At 53.4% G+C, this 16,953-nt stretch carries 11 protein-coding genes; 2 read left to right on the forward strand and 9 right to left on the reverse strand.

Going from position 1 to position 16,953, the window contains the following annotated elements; genetic code table 11:
- Positions 1–11: 11 nt before the first annotated feature.
- The gene (locus KDC22_RS31155) at positions 12–2,327 is read right to left on the reverse strand and encodes a helicase C-terminal domain-containing protein (protein ID WP_246553137.1); all 2,316 of its coding nucleotides are present in this window, start codon (positions 2,325–2,327) and stop codon (positions 12–14) included.
- A gap of 294 nt (positions 2,328–2,621) precedes the next feature.
- Here KDC22_RS31155 and KDC22_RS31160 point away from each other — a divergent pair, with 294 nt between their 5' ends.
- Positions 2,622–4,469, forward strand: coding sequence for an LTA synthase family protein (locus tag KDC22_RS31160; protein WP_246553139.1), 1,848 nt, complete (start codon positions 2,622–2,624; stop codon positions 4,467–4,469).
- Between the two features lie 97 nt (positions 4,470–4,566).
- Here the strand turns inward: KDC22_RS31160 and KDC22_RS31165 are convergent, their stop codons facing one another.
- Positions 4,567–4,998: a MarR family winged helix-turn-helix transcriptional regulator gene (locus KDC22_RS31165; RefSeq protein WP_211721418.1), complete on the reverse strand. Its 432-nt coding sequence runs from the start codon at positions 4,996–4,998 to the stop codon at positions 4,567–4,569.
- A gap of 231 nt (positions 4,999–5,229) precedes the next feature.
- Between KDC22_RS31165 and KDC22_RS31170 the strand changes: the two genes are divergently transcribed.
- Positions 5,230–6,897 (forward strand): methyl-accepting chemotaxis protein, encoded by a 1,668-nt coding sequence (locus tag KDC22_RS31170; RefSeq protein WP_246553141.1) that lies wholly within the window; start codon positions 5,230–5,232, stop codon positions 6,895–6,897.
- Between the two features lie 984 nt (positions 6,898–7,881).
- Here KDC22_RS31170 and KDC22_RS31175 read toward each other — a convergent pair.
- From KDC22_RS31175 to KDC22_RS31205, 7 genes are all read right to left on the reverse strand, one after another.
- Positions 7,882–9,891 (reverse strand): putative bifunctional diguanylate cyclase/phosphodiesterase, encoded by a 2,010-nt coding sequence (locus KDC22_RS31175; RefSeq protein WP_211721420.1) that lies wholly within the window; start codon positions 9,889–9,891, stop codon positions 7,882–7,884.
- A gap of 193 nt (positions 9,892–10,084) precedes the next feature.
- Entirely contained in the window at positions 10,085–11,749 is a 1,665-nt protein-coding gene (locus KDC22_RS31180) for a hypothetical protein (protein ID WP_211721421.1), read from the reverse strand.
- The gene (locus KDC22_RS31185) at positions 11,746–12,543 is read right to left on the reverse strand and encodes an ABC transporter ATP-binding protein (protein ID WP_211721422.1); all 798 of its coding nucleotides are present in this window, start codon (positions 12,541–12,543) and stop codon (positions 11,746–11,748) included. The genes KDC22_RS31180 and KDC22_RS31185 overlap by 4 nt, the downstream gene beginning before the upstream one ends.
- A 594-nt stretch (positions 12,544–13,137) precedes the next feature.
- Positions 13,138–14,133: a Gfo/Idh/MocA family protein gene (locus KDC22_RS31190; protein WP_173135944.1), complete on the reverse strand. Its 996-nt coding sequence runs from the start codon at positions 14,131–14,133 to the stop codon at positions 13,138–13,140.
- Between the two features lie 84 nt (positions 14,134–14,217).
- Positions 14,218–15,174 (reverse strand): 1,4-dihydroxy-2-naphthoate polyprenyltransferase, encoded by a 957-nt coding sequence (locus KDC22_RS31195; protein WP_211721423.1) that lies wholly within the window; start codon positions 15,172–15,174, stop codon positions 14,218–14,220.
- 26 nt (positions 15,175–15,200) lie between these two features.
- Positions 15,201–15,986 (reverse strand): DUF6081 family protein, encoded by a 786-nt coding sequence (locus tag KDC22_RS31200; RefSeq protein WP_246553142.1) that lies wholly within the window; start codon positions 15,984–15,986, stop codon positions 15,201–15,203.
- Positions 15,986–16,906, reverse strand: a complete 921-nt coding sequence (locus KDC22_RS31205) for a prenyltransferase (protein WP_246553144.1) — start codon at positions 16,904–16,906, stop codon at positions 15,986–15,988. The genes KDC22_RS31200 and KDC22_RS31205 overlap by 1 nt, the downstream gene beginning before the upstream one ends.
- Between the last annotated feature and the right edge of the window lie 47 nt (positions 16,907–16,953).

The raw sequence follows: 16,953 nt of genomic DNA on the forward strand, positions 1-16,953 counted from the left end.
ATTATACCCGCTTAGGTCAGGACAGAGTAGTCCCGCCATTCCTCAGGAAGCAATTGTCGGTAAGAAGGCTGCATAAACCGGTCATCCGCCAGTATGATGATGCCGCTGTCGTTCTCGCTGCGGATCAGCCGTCCCCCTGCCTGCTGGACCTTGCACATGCCCGGGTAGATATAGGCATAATCGAAGCCGTTCCGGCCCTGCGACTGGAAATAGCTCCGCAGCAGATTGCGTTCCAGACCTACCTGCGGCAGGCCGACACCCACGACCATTACCCCGTTCAGCCGGTCGCCGGGCAGATCCACCCCTTCGGAGAAAATACCGCCCAGTACGGCAAAGCCCAGCAGCGGCTCCGGGTTGTCCGGACGGAAGGCCGCCAGGAAGCTCTCCCGCTCCACCTCGCTCATCCCGCTGCCTTGCAGCAGTACCGGGACCTCCGGATATTTCTCAGTGAATACCTCATAGACATTCTTCAGATACACATAGGAAGGAAAGAATACCAGATAATTGCCCTTCTTCGAGACCATCCCCTTGAGCGCATCGCTTAGCGGGTGCAGGGATGCCTCCCGGTCATGATACCGCGTCGATACCGGAAGCACCGACACCTGCCACTGCTCCTTGTGAAAAGGCGAGGCGAGACTCAGGCTATAGTCCTCCTCACCCGCACCGATCATATCCCTGTAGTAAGGCAGCGGCGAGAGTGTCGCGGAGAACAGGATCTGGCTGCGGAAGCTCTTCGCCATCTGCTGCAGCAGATGCGAAGGATCTAGATTGAACAGCTTCAGATACACATCCCCGCTGCGTACCTCGGCATAGGTAATGTAGCGTTCATCATAGGTTTTGAAGGTGCGCAGCATCCCCTGCACCGCGTAATAGGTATCCAGCAGGCTGACTGCCCCATCGTCTTCCGCCTGTACAGCACTGAACAGGGATGAGGCATTCAGCAGCTCCGCTTCAGCTTCGGCAGCGAAGTTCTCCAGCAGCTCCGGGAGCTCCCCGGGATACGCTGCCCACTCTCCTGCCCCCTTGTCACCGCAGCTCTTGCGCAGCGCAATGAAGAAGGCGTTCACCGCCTTGGCGGCGCTGCCGAGCCCGGGATTCGCTGCCTTGTAGGTCCGGCTGAGCGCCAGGAACGGCGCCTTGGTGAGCGAGGCCGAATACATCTCCCGCCCCCGGTCCACCAGATTATGCGCCTCATCCACCAGCAGGACCGTGTTCTTCTTCCGCTCCTCGGACATCCGCTTCAGGCTGATGCGCGGATCGTAGATATAATTGTAATCGCAGATGACGATATCACAGGTATAGGCGGCATCCAGGGAGAATTCAAACGGGCAGACCTTATGCTTATGGGCATAGCCGGCAATCGTCTCCCGCGTCATCAGCGTCTCATGCTCCAGCATATCAATCAGTGCGGCATTAATCCGGTCATAATAGCCCTCCGCGTATGAACAGGAGTCATTGCCGCAGATGCCCTCCTCGCGGAAGCAGGCTTTGTCCTTGGCCGTCAGCGCAATGACATGCAGATGCAGCCCCCGGCTGTTCAGCATTGCTGCCGCCTCCTGCGCCGCAATCCGCGTAACCGTCTTGGCTGTCAGATAGAAGATACCCGCCGCTTTGCCTTCCCCCAGCGCTTTGACCGCAGGGAACAGGGTCGAGATGGTTTTGCCGATGCCTGTCGGGGCCTGGGCGAAGAGATTGGCTCCCTCGGCAATTGAGGTGTAGACTGCGGCGGCGAAATGGCGCTGGCCGGGACGGTAAGCCGGGAATGGAAAGGACAGGCCGGGGATGCTCTCCCCTCTCTTCACCCTGTAGCGGACCATCATCTCGGCATAAGGCGCATACCGGCTTACGGTATCTTCAGCGAAGGCTGTCAGCGCTTCGCGGGTCATCTCCCGGTACAGACTGTACTGCGCTTCACTTCCCCGCTGTACATAAGTAAGCTTGACCTGTATCGAAGGGAGCCCCAGATCGGTTGCAAGCATGTAGGCATACATATAAGCCTGGGCCCAGTGAACCTCCCGCCCCTCCAGGGAGGAATCCGGTATTCCGGCGATGGACTTGATCTCCTCCACGGTCAGGCTGCCGTCCTCCGCAGCAAGCAGGCCGTCGCAGCGTCCGTCGATCTTGAAGCGGAGGCTGCCATGCAGAATCTCAGTCTGTAAATAGACCTCCTTGCGGTCCCCTTCCTTATATTGCTTCTGGATAAGCTGGTGGCTGCGCGTCCCCTCTGACATCGCCGCTCCGCTGCGGAAGCCGGGCTCCAGACTGCCGCTGCTGTAGGCAAATTCCACGAGTGCTCTCACCGACAGCGTAATTTCTGTGTGTTCCACCTGTTCACACCTCCAATAATTTCCGGCTCATTCCGCGGCCTCAGCTTCATATTCTTCTTTTAACTCCGATATTAACCGGTCTGAGGGAATTACACGCGGTAAGGTTCCTTCAGAGCGGATTTTACGCACTCTCCAAAGCTTATACGGCGGTTTCTGATTTTTGACATTCCTTCCCTGGCACTGCATAATAAGTTCTATTGATAATGGTATTCTTATGTCCAATGCCGCTGTTTCCTTCAGCCGGGAAACCTGTTCATCCTTTAGAAAGAAGGCGAAGCTGTGTCATCCGTAACTGTGAAACGATGGCTCCTTAAGCCATTTGTGTTCTTTTCCATTCTTTTTCTGTTCAAAAGCCTCTTGGCCTGGGGCGTTATCTTTGATGATCTGCAATTCTGGAAATCGGTATTAACAGAACTGCCTTTTGTCTGGGCATTGTTTTTCCTGATTGAGCGTTTCGCCTCCAAGCGGAAGCTCGGCTATTATATGACGGTCAACCTGCTGGTTACAGCAATCTTTTTTGCCGCCATTATGTACTTCAAATATTACGGAGTCATTGTCACTTACCATGCTGCTGAGCAGGTGAACCAGGTTACTGCCGTCAGCAACAGCGTGTTCTCCTTGATGGACCCTTATTATCTGCTGATCTTCACGGATATTATCGTGCTTGGCTTCTACTTCTTCATTAACAAGAACGGACGCAGCTACAAGAAGGCTACCATCAACCGTCCGAATGGCAGAATGCTGCATGTCGTGCTGTTCGCGGTCTCGCTCGGCCTGTGCCTGTTCAATATTCTTCCGAATAAGGCCAGCATGAATGAGATCAAGAAGGCCCAGGAGATGGGCATCCTTAATTATGAAGCATATACGATTTTTGCTCAAGATAAACCGGAGCTTGTACAGGCCAGTGAAATTACACAGAGCACGATTAATCAGCTCAAAGGAATTGACCCTTCGGCAGTCTCGCCTTATGCAGGTGCCGCCAAGGGCAAGAATCTGATTATGATTCAGCTGGAGTCGTTCCAGAGCTTCCTGCTCGGTCTCAAGGTAGACGGCCAGGAGGTTACCCCTAACCTGAACCGCCTGATGGAGAAAAGCCTGTACTTCACGAACTTCTATCAGATGGTCGGCCAGGGCAATACCTCTGACGCCGAATTCGTGGTCAACTCGTCTTACTATATCCCTCCGCAGGGTGCAGCTACCATGTCTTATATCGACAAAAAGCTGCCAAGTCTGCCCCGTCTGCTGCAGGACAGCGGATACCAGACGGCCACGTTCCATACTAATGTGGTGGAATTCTGGAACCGCGGTGAGCTGTACAAGGCACTGGGCTGGGAGAATTATTATGACCACAAATTCTTCGGAGACGAGGATGCCTTCTTCTTCGGTGCTTCCGATGAAGTGCTCTACCGCAAATCCTCGGAGAAGCTGAAGGAAATGAACGAGGCCGGCAAGCCGTTCTATGCCCAGGTCATCTCCATGTCTGCACATCACCCGTTCACTATTCCTGCAGAGAAGCATAAGATGAAGCTTCCTGAACGGTATGAAGGCACCTTTGTCGGAGATTATGTCCGCTCACAGAACTACGCGGATTATGCCTTCGGACAATTCGTGGATGAGCTGAAGGCGGACGGATTATGGGAGAACAGCCTGATTATGGTCTATGGCGACCATATGGGACTGCCCATCTATTCGCTTGATAATGACGACAAGGAACTAATGAAGGAAATCTACGGCCATGAATATAGCTACGCAGATATGCTCAATATCCCGCTGCTCATTCATGGCGAAGGACTGGCTCCGCAGAAGCTTGAGCAAGTAGGCGGAGAAGTGGATATTATGCCTACGGCGGCCAGCCTGCTGGGGGTATCCATGGATAACAACATTCATTTCGGCCAGGATCTGCTCAGCCAGTCCTACAATCTGCTGCCGCAGCGGTATTACCTGCCTACCGGCTCGTTCATCTCAAGCTCTGCACTGCTGATTCCGGGGAACAGCTTCGAGGATAATACACAATATCCGCTTGCTGCCGGAGGCACAGCTCCTGCCGGTACCGAGGATGAATATAGCCGTGCTCTGCGGCTGCGCCAGTTGTCGGACAGCTATGTTACCCAGCTTCCGGACAAAGCGCCAGCCGGCGAATAGTTCGTCAAGGAGGGATACAGAAATAAGCCAGCCCCGCTGTGATGAGGGGGCTGGCTTATTGTTATTTTAGACAGGCTGCCGGTGCTGGTGTGCTAAGTTACCGTTCCTGCTTCTCCAGCAGCAGATAGTAATGGGCGAACTTCTCCAGCTCCTCCGGCTCAAGGATGGATAGATGCTCCTCCAGCAGCAGCAGCGAGCGGCGCTGTGCTTCTTCCAGAACTTCTTGCCCTTTATCGGTGATCGTTACAATGACAGCCCTGCGGTCATTCTCGTCAGGAACACGGGCGATCAGCCCCAGCAGCTCCAGACGGTCCAGCATGACCGTGACTGCACTGGATTTCACCTCCATCTTGTCCGCCAGATGAACCACCCTCGCCTGCTTCTCCTGCGCGATCATATGCAGCAGTCCGAATTGCGGTACAGTTAACCCCAATTCCTTATGCAAAGACATCTGTGACATGATTTTGCGCTGTACCTTCCACATGGATAATCCCACACGTTCGATCAACGGATTGATTTCTTGCGACATCCCTTCCACTCCCAGTCCGTTCGTTCTGCTTCAAGCGTACCATTTTACTGGCTAGACATACAGATTTATATATATAATTCATCCTTTTCCGACACAAAATCTCTTATCTGCCGCCTGCTTAAATAGCAGCCGATGCGCTATAATCGTAGCAGTGATAACTAAAACTCACTTAATATCTTAGAATCAGGGCTGGTGATACTTGTTATGAAATTGGCAACAAAATTAACTTGGATGATGCTGATTGTGTTGCTTCTGGTTGGATCATCCATAGGCTTCTTCGGGTACAACGCTGCTTACAAGCAGATTGATGAAGCTGCAGGCATTGAATTGGTAGGCTGTGCCAATATAACCACCGGCCTTATCGATCCTGCCGACATCACTGCTCTGGCTGCAGGGGATACGAGCAATCTAGATGCTATTGAGGACCGCATAGGATGGATCAGTGATCACAAGCCTATTTTCAAAGAAGCGTTCATCTTGTCACTGGACGGCATCATCCTGGCTGCTGATACAAACTTCAAAGAAAGAGGCTACAAAGCGGGAGATCCCTTCTACTTCTCAGATGAAGATAAAGATATGATTACCACCATGCAGCATTCTACATACTCCAAGGTGTATACCTATCAAGGTACCTCGCTCAAAACCGGCTACGGCCCCATCTACCAGGACCATGACCCTACCAAACCAATCATTGCTCTAATGGCAATTAACTTCGACGGTCCGTTAATTCAGACCCGGACGATGGATATTATCACCCAGCCCTTCATTGTCGGCAGCTCGATTCTGATCCTTGCGATTCTCGCAGCCTATCTGCTGATCCGCCGTATGGTAAGCCCGCTCACCAAGCTGTCCGCCTCCGTCAATACTGTGGCTAGAGGGGATCTTACCCAGGAGCCGATGCTCTACACGGGCAAGGACGAGATCGGCAAGCTTACCCGTGACTTCAATGCGATGACACTGAATCTGCGGAACCTGATCACACAGGTCAATGATACCTCGATGCTGGTGGCCTCCTCTTCCCAGGAGCTGTCTGCCAGCGCCCAGGAAACTAACCGGGCCGGAGAACACAGCGTCAATGTCACCCTCGAATTGGCCGACGGGGCACACACCCAGCTCCAGAACCTTGAAGGCAGCTACAAGGCGGTCCAGGATATGTCGCAATTTATTACCGAAATAGCGGGCAATGCGGACAGTGCGATGAATCAGGCCGCCCTTAACTCCCAGAAAGCCCGGATGGGCCGTGAATCTATGGATTCTACCACCTCTCAGATGGGGATTGTGAGCGGAAGCATCTCGGATCTTTCCGGGATCATTGAGTCGCTGGGCAGCCATTCCAAAGAGATTGAGAATATTGTAGGCACAATAGCCAGTATTGCCGAAGAGACGAATCTGTTATCCCTCAATGCAGCGATTGAAGCTGCGCGGGCCGGAGAAGAGGGCCGCGGATTCGCAGTTGTGGCAGGCTCTGTACGTAAGCTGGCCGAGCGGTCTGCCGGGTCTGCCCGCCAGATCGGAGAGCTGGTCAGCCTGATTGTCCATCAGATGGACAAGGCCGGAGAGACCATGCATCGCTCCACGGAAGAGATGCATCACGGCAAGGAGATGATTATAGCCGCCGGGCACTCCTTCTCCGAGATCGAGAGCTCAGTCTCTGAGATGTCTGCCCAGAGCCAGCAGATTTCATCCACGGTCCGTGAGCTGGCCCTGATCTCCGACGGGCTGGTCACCGCGATCCAGAAGATCGTCGCCGTCTCCAATCAGACAGCCGAAGGCGCGGAGACCTTGTCCGCCTCGTCTCAGGAACAGCTTGCTGCCATGCAGGAAGTCGAGTCTTCTGCCACTTTCCTCTCCTCACTCGCAGAGAAATTGCAGGTATTGGTGGAGAACTTCAAGATCTAGGCTGGAGCATCAGAATTAAAGAAGTGAATTCATTCCATAAATTTGGGAATGTATGAGGTTGCGTTCGAAGCGAACATTCAGGGATAGTTGTATTCTGTACATTTAAAAACAGTGAAAAGGTAGTCTTTCCTCTTCTAGCTGTAGTCTGTACAACTAAATTTGCCCAAATGGGCGAGAACCACATACTGATGGCAGTTTAATTGCACGAAATACAGGTAAACGGGTATTCGGCGATACATCCGGCGATTTAGTTGTACAAAGTACATTTAAGCATATGATGTGCCCCTTCATCAGGGCACGGCACACCCTCTTGCGATGGGTTACTCTAGTTCTCACTATTTTAGATCGGATGATCCAATAGGCTGGAGCGCCGATCAGCCAGAGTACGTTAATGATGATGCTGTTCCAAGGCTGTCCCAGAAGTCATGAAATGACTGCTTGGGACAGCCTTGTATTTATATGCGGTCAAGTTCAGCGCTTGAGCTGATGCTGTGACCTTAATTTTTTGACGGATGGGTAAAGGTGGCACGGAGGGCGATGGTTGGGCAACGGATCAGCAGGGAATGGAGAGGGTGGGTGGGTGAACACGGATGGATATGTGAGAATATAGATGGATAATGATAGGTACTGATTGGAACTGATGGGTAATGATAGGTACTGGTGGGTACGGAGAGCTCCTCACTGATTGCACTTTATGCAGCAGATTTGGCTCTAACCCGCCCTAAAATTCATTCAATTGTATTTGATACAATTGATTCCCGAATGTATGCGCCAAAACACCCTTTTCACAAAAATCTAATGTACAAAGTGCTATAGATTCTATTTTCAGGTAGATTTCAGAGAAATCTAATGTACAAAGTGCAATAGCATATCGGCCAAGTCTAACCTCATGAAACAAGCTGCAAATGACCACTAACGCAAAGCAGCGATTCTCCGGGTAAGGCGGAGAATCGCTGCTATATAACCTTTTAACCGTCAGCCCAATCAAGCGGTATTCTCAATAAACCATTGGCCTAATTCGTTCACCGGCATGGGTCGTCCATAGTAGAAGCCCTGCATCACCCGGCAGCCCAGCGACTGCAGCAGCTCAATCTGCTCAGTGGTCTCTACGCCCTCGGCCACGACCTCCATGTTGAGATTGCTGGCAATGGCAATGATATTACTGATGATCGCCTTCTTGGAATGCATCTTGCTCTTGCGGATGAATACCTGATCAATCTTCAGAGTATTGACGGGGATCTCGTCCAGGTTACCCAGCGAAGAGAAACCGGTTCCGAAGTCATCCAGCGAGACCCTCACCCCCAGATTCCGCAGCTTGGAGAGCTGGGCAACCGTCTCCTCCATGTTGTTCATCGCAATAGACTCGGTAATCTCCAGTTCAAGGAAATGCGCCGCAAGACCGGAACGCATCAGAGCCTCTTCCACTACCTCATACAAGCTCCCGCCTTCAAACATCCGCGCTGACATATTGATCGAAACCGCTACACTGGCCACCTTCGCCTTATGCCAGAGCATATTCTGTCCGCAGACCTCATGCAGCATCCAGTAGGTAATAGGGACAATCAGGCCGGTCTCCTCGGCAATCGGAATGAACTCAGCGGGTGAGATAATGCCGTGCTCCGGATGTCTCCAGCGCAGCAGCGCTTCAAGACCCACGGTTACATTCAGCAGGGAATCCCACTTCGGCTGGTAGACCACCATGAACTCCGAGCGGGCCAGCGCCTTACGCAGGTCCTTCTCCAGCGACATCCGCCGTACCTGATGACGGTTCATCTCCAGATCGAACACACTGAACTTATTCTTGCCCGAATCCTTGGAAGTGTAGAGCGCTGTATCGGCAGCCTTCATCAGAGCCGAACGGTCTGTCCCGTGCGCCGGGGTCATACTGATTCCCACACTCGCGGTCACGTATAGTTCATTACCTTCAATGCTGTAGGACTTCTTAAGCTCCTGCAGGATATGCTGTGCCACTTCCTCCGCCGCCCCGATGCTGCAATCGGGCAGGGCAATCAGGAATTCATCGCCGCCAAGCCGGAAGACCTTGCCTATCCCGCCAACGCAGCAGGTCAGCCTGGCCGATACCTCGCGCAGCAGTAAATCGCCAATATCATGACCCAGCGTATCATTGATGGATTTGAAGCGGTCCAGATCGACAAAAAACACGGCGCCCGAGATACCGCCGAAGAAATCATCCTTGAAATAACGCTCCAGACCATGACGGTTCGGCAGCTCAGTGAGCGGATCATGATAAGCCATGCGCTCCAATACATCCCTGTCCAGAAAAACAGCGCCGCCGGAGATCGCCAGCACAAACAGGGTAACCAGCGAGATGCCGGTCAGGAGAACCACATCCGTCTCCATCAGCATAGGTGCAGTAGACTGCCAGCTGTAGTAATGCAGGCCGCTTGTTCTCAGGCTAGAATAGTGCATTCCGGTAACCGCCAAGGCGATGAACATTGCCGAATACAGCTTCCAGCGGCTAAACCCTGCGTAATCCTTGAATCTGCGGAACATAAATACTCCGATATAGGAGGCGGCCAGCGCAATCAACACCGATACGGCCTGATCCGCGAACTTATAATGAACCTGCGCATTCATCTCCATGGAGGACATTCCGGCATAGTGCATTAACGATATACCGCCGCCCAGTATGGTGCCGCCCGCAAGGAACCGCCAGCTTCTCTGGCGGGGGGCCGCCGCTATATGAAACGCTGTATAACAGGAGATCATAATAATTAGCAGGGACAGAACAGCCATAGCCGGATGATAACTGACCTTGAACGGCAGGCGGCTGGCCATAATGCCGACAAAATGCATGGCCCAGATCCCGCTGCCAAGCACACTGGCACCCGACAGCAGCCAAAGACGCCTGATCCGGCCCGCGGAATGGGAAACCTGCGAAATCAGATTAAGCGCGGAGTACGCTGCTGCGGCAGCAAGTGCGAAAGATAGTAATACAATCCAGATATTATAGTGGATTCCCATTTGATCCATAGTTGACCTCTTCACCGGTTATAGTATCAGCGTCGTTTCAGCGTCTATCTCAAGGTATTCATCAATATACGAATGGCGGATAAATGGAGGAGTATATTAGCTGTATTCTACCTTGTATTCGGCAGAGTGTCTAAGTAAATACTGGAACTTAGACCCTTTTTTTAATGTCGGCAAAAAATGTCCATATTTGGCCTCAGCCCCCTGCGCGGAGGGTTGGAAGTCCGCCGCTCTGCGAAGGGTCCGGCAGGAAGGCCCGGCGCCAGACCCAGACATTTGCAGCTGCCAGAATTACCAGATAGATGTATATTCCCGCTGGAATTAAGGTGAATACATAATGTACTCCGGCCAGCCCGGCCAGAATGAACAGCTGGACAAAAGCACTGCCGGTAAACTCCTTACGCTGCGATGCTTCATACTTCTCGGAGAACGGCAGCGCTTTGGGGAACGTGAGGAAGCAAATAACGGAATATAGCATCAGCGCAAGCACAACCACGGCCATATCTGCAATAATCCAGGAGCCTAACAGCAGGACGAACACGGCTGCTTCCAGGGCAAGAAGCGGAAGCAGCAGCTTCATTACCATGGCCTTGAGCATTCCCCGGTGCACCATGGCCGTTCCCTGCAAAGGGATTGCCCTGTAGATCCATGCGCCTTTGTAGCTGGCAGAGTAACGGACCATTTGTACGGCAGTCATCATCAGGAGTGCACAGTAATAGATAAACAGAAAGGACTTGGAGCCTCTAATGCCTGCCAGATCCCCGCTCCACACCTGATTGAAAATAAAGATATAAGGAAAGATCAGCGCGAAGCCAACGGTCGGATATACCCGCAGCTTGAATTCACGTTCATGCTTCATCATGGACCAGGTGAAGCGGAAGAACATGGCCTCTACCCTGTTCCGGCACACGAGCTCCGACAACAGGCGTGGAAGCCGCCCGCTGTCCCGGCCCGCCGCCCCCTGCTCAGCCAGCTTCTGGAGACTGCGTTCAAACAGCGGCATCAGCCGGATATAGGCGTTGAACAGCACGAGCGGAGCAACCACGGACAGGGCAGCCAGAATGCTTAGTGACTGGCTCCTTGTTCCGCCCATGAGCAGCTCGAACGGCGCCCCGAACCAGACGGGAGGCAGCAGGTAATGCCACCAGGCAGGGGTGAACTCAAGGCCCAGCTCTGAGATATTGAACAGCCGGCTGACAAGCTGGGCGCCCACAGTTACAACCACCGAGAGAATGATCTGTACATAGTTGATGATGTCCTTCAGCTTTTCCCCGTCGAAGAACCTCAGGATCAGCAGATAGACCAGCGCGGTGAACACCAGAATGAAGCCGTCCATCAGAATAATCTCTGCCCCGTACAGGAAGAAGAACATCGGTCCGTGCCGGAATAGAGAGAACAGCAGCGATGGACCGGTGAAGGTTAGTGTTAACGTCAGCAGGTAGATCAGGATATGTATGCTCTTGGCCATATTCAGCGTGCGGCGGTCCACCGGCTTGGAGAAGAGGATGTTCTTATCCCGCAGATCCAGCATAACTGTCGAGAAGTCAGAAATCAGCGTTGTGGTAATCAGAAACATCACTATGCTGAACAGCAGGCTCATCATCAGGATATGATGGTCCCTGGGCGCAACAAAGACGAGCAGCATTAGCCCCAGCAGCAGATACAGCCACTGCACCTTAAAGGAGGAGCCCTCCATATTCAGCTTGGAATTCTGTGCCCCGGAGAACAGGGTGGGGGTCCGTCTGCCGTCCATCGTGAGCTTAACCTGAAGAATGCGGCGCATGACGGCGTAATCGGCTCCAAGCCTCTTAAAGATCCACTGCACCCGGTCCAGCAGCTTCAGCACCCGGAATTCATTCATGCGCCGTCCCCCCCGCCAATCACGGCAACGAATTCACTGGCGATATCACTGTACTGATCGAACCCGGTGAGCTGATTAAAAATGGCCTCCAGCGAGCCCTCCCGGCTCTTCTCCCGCAGCTGTGAGAAGGTTCCGTCCGCAACAATATCGCCCCCGTCCAGCAGGATAATCCGGCTGCTGATCTTCTCCACCACATCCATAATATGCGAGGAATAAAAGATCGTTTTGCCCCTTGCCGCAAGTGTGGCGAAGATCTCCTTAACCACCATGACGCTATTGGCATCCAGTCCGCTGAGCGGCTCGTCCAGGAACAGGATATCCGGGTCATGCAGCATGCTGGCAATCAGCAGCACCTTCTGCTTCATTCCTTTGGAATAGGAGGCAATCCGCATATCATAGGCCTTGTCCAGGTTCAGCAGCCCCATCAGCTTCTGCGCCTTGGCATCGGCATCCGCCTGCTGCATCCCGTACAATTCCCCGATGAAGGTCAGATACTCCCGCGCCGTCAGGCTGTCATACAGCTCCGCAATCTCAGGCACGTAGCCGATTCTCCGTTTGTAGGCTGTGTCACCGTCCGCGATATCCCTGCCAAAAATACGTATGGTCCCGTTGTACCCCTCCACAAGCCCGAGCATGATCTTGACGGTAGTGCTTTTGCCCGCCCCATTGGGTCCGATGTATCCGATAATCTGTCCGCGGTATACCTCCAGATTAATCCCCCGCAGCACCATTCTGTCACTGTAATTCATCCACAATCCTTCAATTGAAATGACCGGTTCTTCCGGTACGCCCATTGTTGTCTCCTCCTTTGGCCTTGCTCACTCTTTATTCCAGAAATAGAAATTACCAATAACCCTATTCTAGCAAATTTTAGCACTTGATACGTGTGATTTATTGCAGCCTGACACCCAGTCTCGGGGAAGCAGGTGGAATAATGTATCTTAATTTATTGATTTCTGATGATTCAAGGCAAGCAGGTGGAAAAACAGCATCTACTGTTGCGGGTTCCTGCCTTTTTGGGTGAATTGTGAATATTTAAGTGCTGTTATTCCATCTGCTGTTGCAGTAGAGACCATTTGTTCACCAGCAAGTGGACAAAATCCAACTGCTAGCCAACTGCTAGCGTTCACGGAGGCATCCCGGCTTATCCAATGGGCAGATAGAGGCGTCAGGACATGAACCACCGCCGTTAAAGAACATTTGTTTTATGAAGAGCGAAATGGAGGAGTTAAGGAGTTGAGCGGTTGAGGGGAATATAGGGACCACAAGAGCCTCCCGGCTGCCGGTTAAGGGCAAACTGGGAGGCTCAGTTGTTCTTTCTATTAATCTCGGTTGTCCACTCTGTTAATCTCCGCCTCGTAATGACGGGCGGAGAGCAGATATGATAATTACACGAAGCTGATTCGTTGACGCTTGCGGGCCGATTCCAGACAGCTCTCAATCAATCGCATATTCAGCACCGGGTCTTCAGCAGCAATCCAGGGCTTGCCGCTGAAGACCGCAGTAGCGAAATGGTCGGCTTGCTGCACGTAAGGATTGGCTCCGAAGGCCTCCACGCGCCGGGGCTCTTCCCCGCCGTACACGAAGAACTCCGCATCGTCGAATCTGGCATTGAACGGCATCGGAACCTCAATCCGTCCCTCCGTGCCAAGCACCTCCAGCAGCTGGCGGTTGTATGCCCACATGCCGCAGTCGAAGATCAGGCTCTTGCCGCCAGGGAACTCCACCAGGCCGGAGGCCATCATATCGACGTTGTCATGCTCCGGCGAGAACAGCGCCTGCACGGTGACTGCCTCCGGCTCTGCGCCGAACAGCAGCCGTGCGGCTGTGAGCGGGTAGCAGCCGACATCATAGAGCGAGCCGCCTCCCCAGGCAGCGTTGAAGCGGATATTGGTCGTATCCTCAGCATCGTTGTAGGTGAACGTACCGCGGATCGAACGCAATTCGCCAATCTCCCCGCTTGCTATAATCTCCTGCAGCTCGTTGATCCGCGGATGATGGCGGTACATGTAAGCCTCCGCCAGGTGGACTCCCGCCTTCCGGCAGGCCTCTACCATCTCCACAGCCTCGCGGCTGTTCAGCGCAATCGGCTTCTCGCATAAGATATGCTTGCCTGCTTCCGCCGCGCGGATCACCCACTCACAGTGCAGATGATTCGGCAGCGGAATATAGACGGCATCCACCTCCGGATCGGCAAGCAGCTCCTCGTAACTGCCGTATGCCCGCTCAATACCGAACTCGGCGGCTACAGCGCTGCTCTTCGTAAGCCCGCGGCTGGCCACCGCGTGAATCACTCCGGTCTCTGACTCCTGAATAGCCGGCATCACCGACCCTGTGGCAATCTGGGCGCAGCCCATAATTCCCCAGCGAAGCTTCTGTGTCATAGCTATACACCTTCCTTCCTGTTAATTCTTCCGCGTGTACCCTATGAACACCATACCATAGAATCGGGCATCTCTCTAAGCGGGCTATATGGAGACCCATATAACAGCTATACCCAGCACAATGATTCTTGCCACGCTCATCAGGATGAAATTCTTGACGGACAGAATGAAGGTCGTCCCTTTATGCTGCTCCTCATGGAAGCGTGCGATGTTGCGGCGGAGCGGAATCAGTGTCAGCAGGAGCAGAAGGACCAGGACCGGATGCACCCCCAGCAGGACCAGCACGATCATATCCGCAAAAGAGACATAATAGAGCAGCCTCCACAGCAGCAGCGCATTCTCCCGTCCGATATACACCGGCAGTGTATATCTGCGGTTGTCTATATCATCTTCAATGTCGCAGATATTGTTCGCCAGCATGATCCCGGCAATGCCGAGGATAGCCGGTACCGAGAACCAGAACAGATACAGCACCTCAACGAAATTAATATGCAGGCTGATCCATTCTCCCTGAAGCAGCAGAGTGACCACCGCCTGGTCGGAGTGAATATAGGCCGAGATGAAGATAATGACGAACCCCATGAACAGCCCGGAGAACAGCTCCCCCAGCGGCATCCGCGAGATGGGAATCGGCCCGAAGGAATAGAGAATTCCGATCAGGAAGGACAGTCCGCCGAGCAGGAACACCAGCAGTCCGGTCTGGAACACCAGGGCAATCCCCCCGCCTGCCGCAAGCCCGAGGAGGATGACGATCACCGCCACCACCGTGCCCTCCTTCAGCTTGTAACGGACAACCGGATTATGGGTCTCATACCCGTAGCCATGGGTTTTGGACGCTTTTTTGAAATCATAATAGTTGTTGATCGCTGTTGTCGCCATATCAAAGCTTAGCAGCGACACCAGCATCAGCGCGAAGCGCAGAATATAGAAGTCCTCGAACCGGTACAAGGCATACAGTGTCCCCAGCAGCAGCGGGAGCATACTTGCCACCTTCGTCGGCAGCTCGACAAACTTGAAGAACGTTCTTGGATTCACGGTCATTCATCCTTCTCAGTCATATGGGCACGTTACTGTGCAGAGGTGGTAATCGTTACCGGCGACCATTCAGCGATGACCGTCTGGCCATGCGCCGACACACTGCCCTCCGGGGTCAGATCCTTCTCAGTCATGATGCCCAGTGCGATGGTGAAGCTGTTGAACTTAATAGGCACATTCTGCTCGCGCCGCACCTCCTGGCTGTTCACATAGAACACCGCTTCATTGTTGCCCCGGTGGTAGGTAATCCGGTAAGTATTGAATTCGCGCGGCTTGAAGCCGGTATCTTCCTTGAAAATACAGAAGTACTTAGTGCCGCCGGTCTCCGGTACGGTTACGCCAGGGAAGGGAAGAATTCCGTACACGCTGGCGTATTTGTCGTTGCCGGCGAAGAAATCAAGCGCTGCGCCCGTAGTGAAATCCAGCAGGTTCAGCGAGACATAACCGTCATACAGATCACCCGGCGCAGTGCCCTGCGTGCGGGCGCGGATCTGCAGCTCAAAGCTGATCTCGCCTTCCTCCGGTATGTCCACAGGCTGGGCTGAATAATACATATGCTTGGCATTATCCAGAATCTGCACATGGTCATTCCGGCGGCTGAGCTGAGCACGCACATACAGATAATCATTGCGTACAATCACTACCGCCTCCGGCTCACGATAGGCCCAGAAGGAGCCGTCCGGCAGCTTGAAGCCGCCGGTCTGCCAGACCTTGCCTTCGTTCAGAATCGTATGATAATCCCCGATCACCATTTGTTTGCCCTCTGTATCCATGAATTCTCCCGCTTTCTGTAATGTAGTAGATTTCTGTCTTGTCATTAGATGAGTCCCTGAATCAGCAGGGCCGCAGCCATGATCATCCCGCAGCGCACGGATGCGCGCTGTGAGGCACCCATCAGCGGCAGGTAAGCTGCCGAAGCATTCTGCGGCTGAAGGCTGCGGTAGACCTGTACCGGGGCAATTGCCGTAAGCAACGCGAGCAGCGCATACACCGGCAATACATCAAGCAGCACACAGACAATAAGTGAGGCATAAGAGAGGTAGAGCAGCACGCGCGAGAAGACCAGCGCCCTGCGTTCGCCCCACACCACCACCAGCGTGCGCTTGCCCGCCTGCTGATCGGCTCTCCAGTGCAGGAAGTGATGGTTGAACAGCAGCAGTGTCGTCAAAAGGCCGATGGGCAGCGACAGCAGCACCGGCTTCAGGCTGAACTCCCCCGTCTGAACGAAATACGCGCCCAGGACAGGCATTAACCCGAAGGCCAGGAAGATCGCAAGCTCGCTGTAGCCTTTCCCGCGGTATCCGAACTGGAGCGGCGGAGCGACATAGAAGTAGGCGATCAGCGCCCCTCCGGCCACAAACCAGAGAATCTCCCATCCGCTGTACAGGCTGAGCAGCACGCCGCAGCAGACCGCAAGAGCCAGCAGCCCCCAGGTCAGCAGGGCAAACAGGGATTCACGCATAACGCCCCCGGACAGAAACCCGGAGTTCGTTGAGATTGCCCCAGGTGTATTATGCGCCTCCGTATCGGTTCCGTTGCGGTAATCCCACAGATCATTCACCATATTGGAGAATAGATGGGCCGCAGCCGCTCCAACGAAGGTTATAACAAATAAAAACGGATGGAATACTCCCTGCCATACATAGGCCCCGGCCGTTCCCAAGATCACCGGTATGAGCATAACAGGGATGACTCCAAACCGTGAGGCTTTCTTAAATAGTGTCCACTTCTCCATCATGCCAAGGAAGTTCTCCTTTTATTATTATTTGATAATGATTATCATTA

The organism is Paenibacillus tritici, from assembly GCF_018207515.1.
In the GTDB taxonomy this organism is placed as follows: Bacteria; Bacillota; Bacilli; order Paenibacillales; family Paenibacillaceae; genus Paenibacillus_AQ; species Paenibacillus_AQ tritici.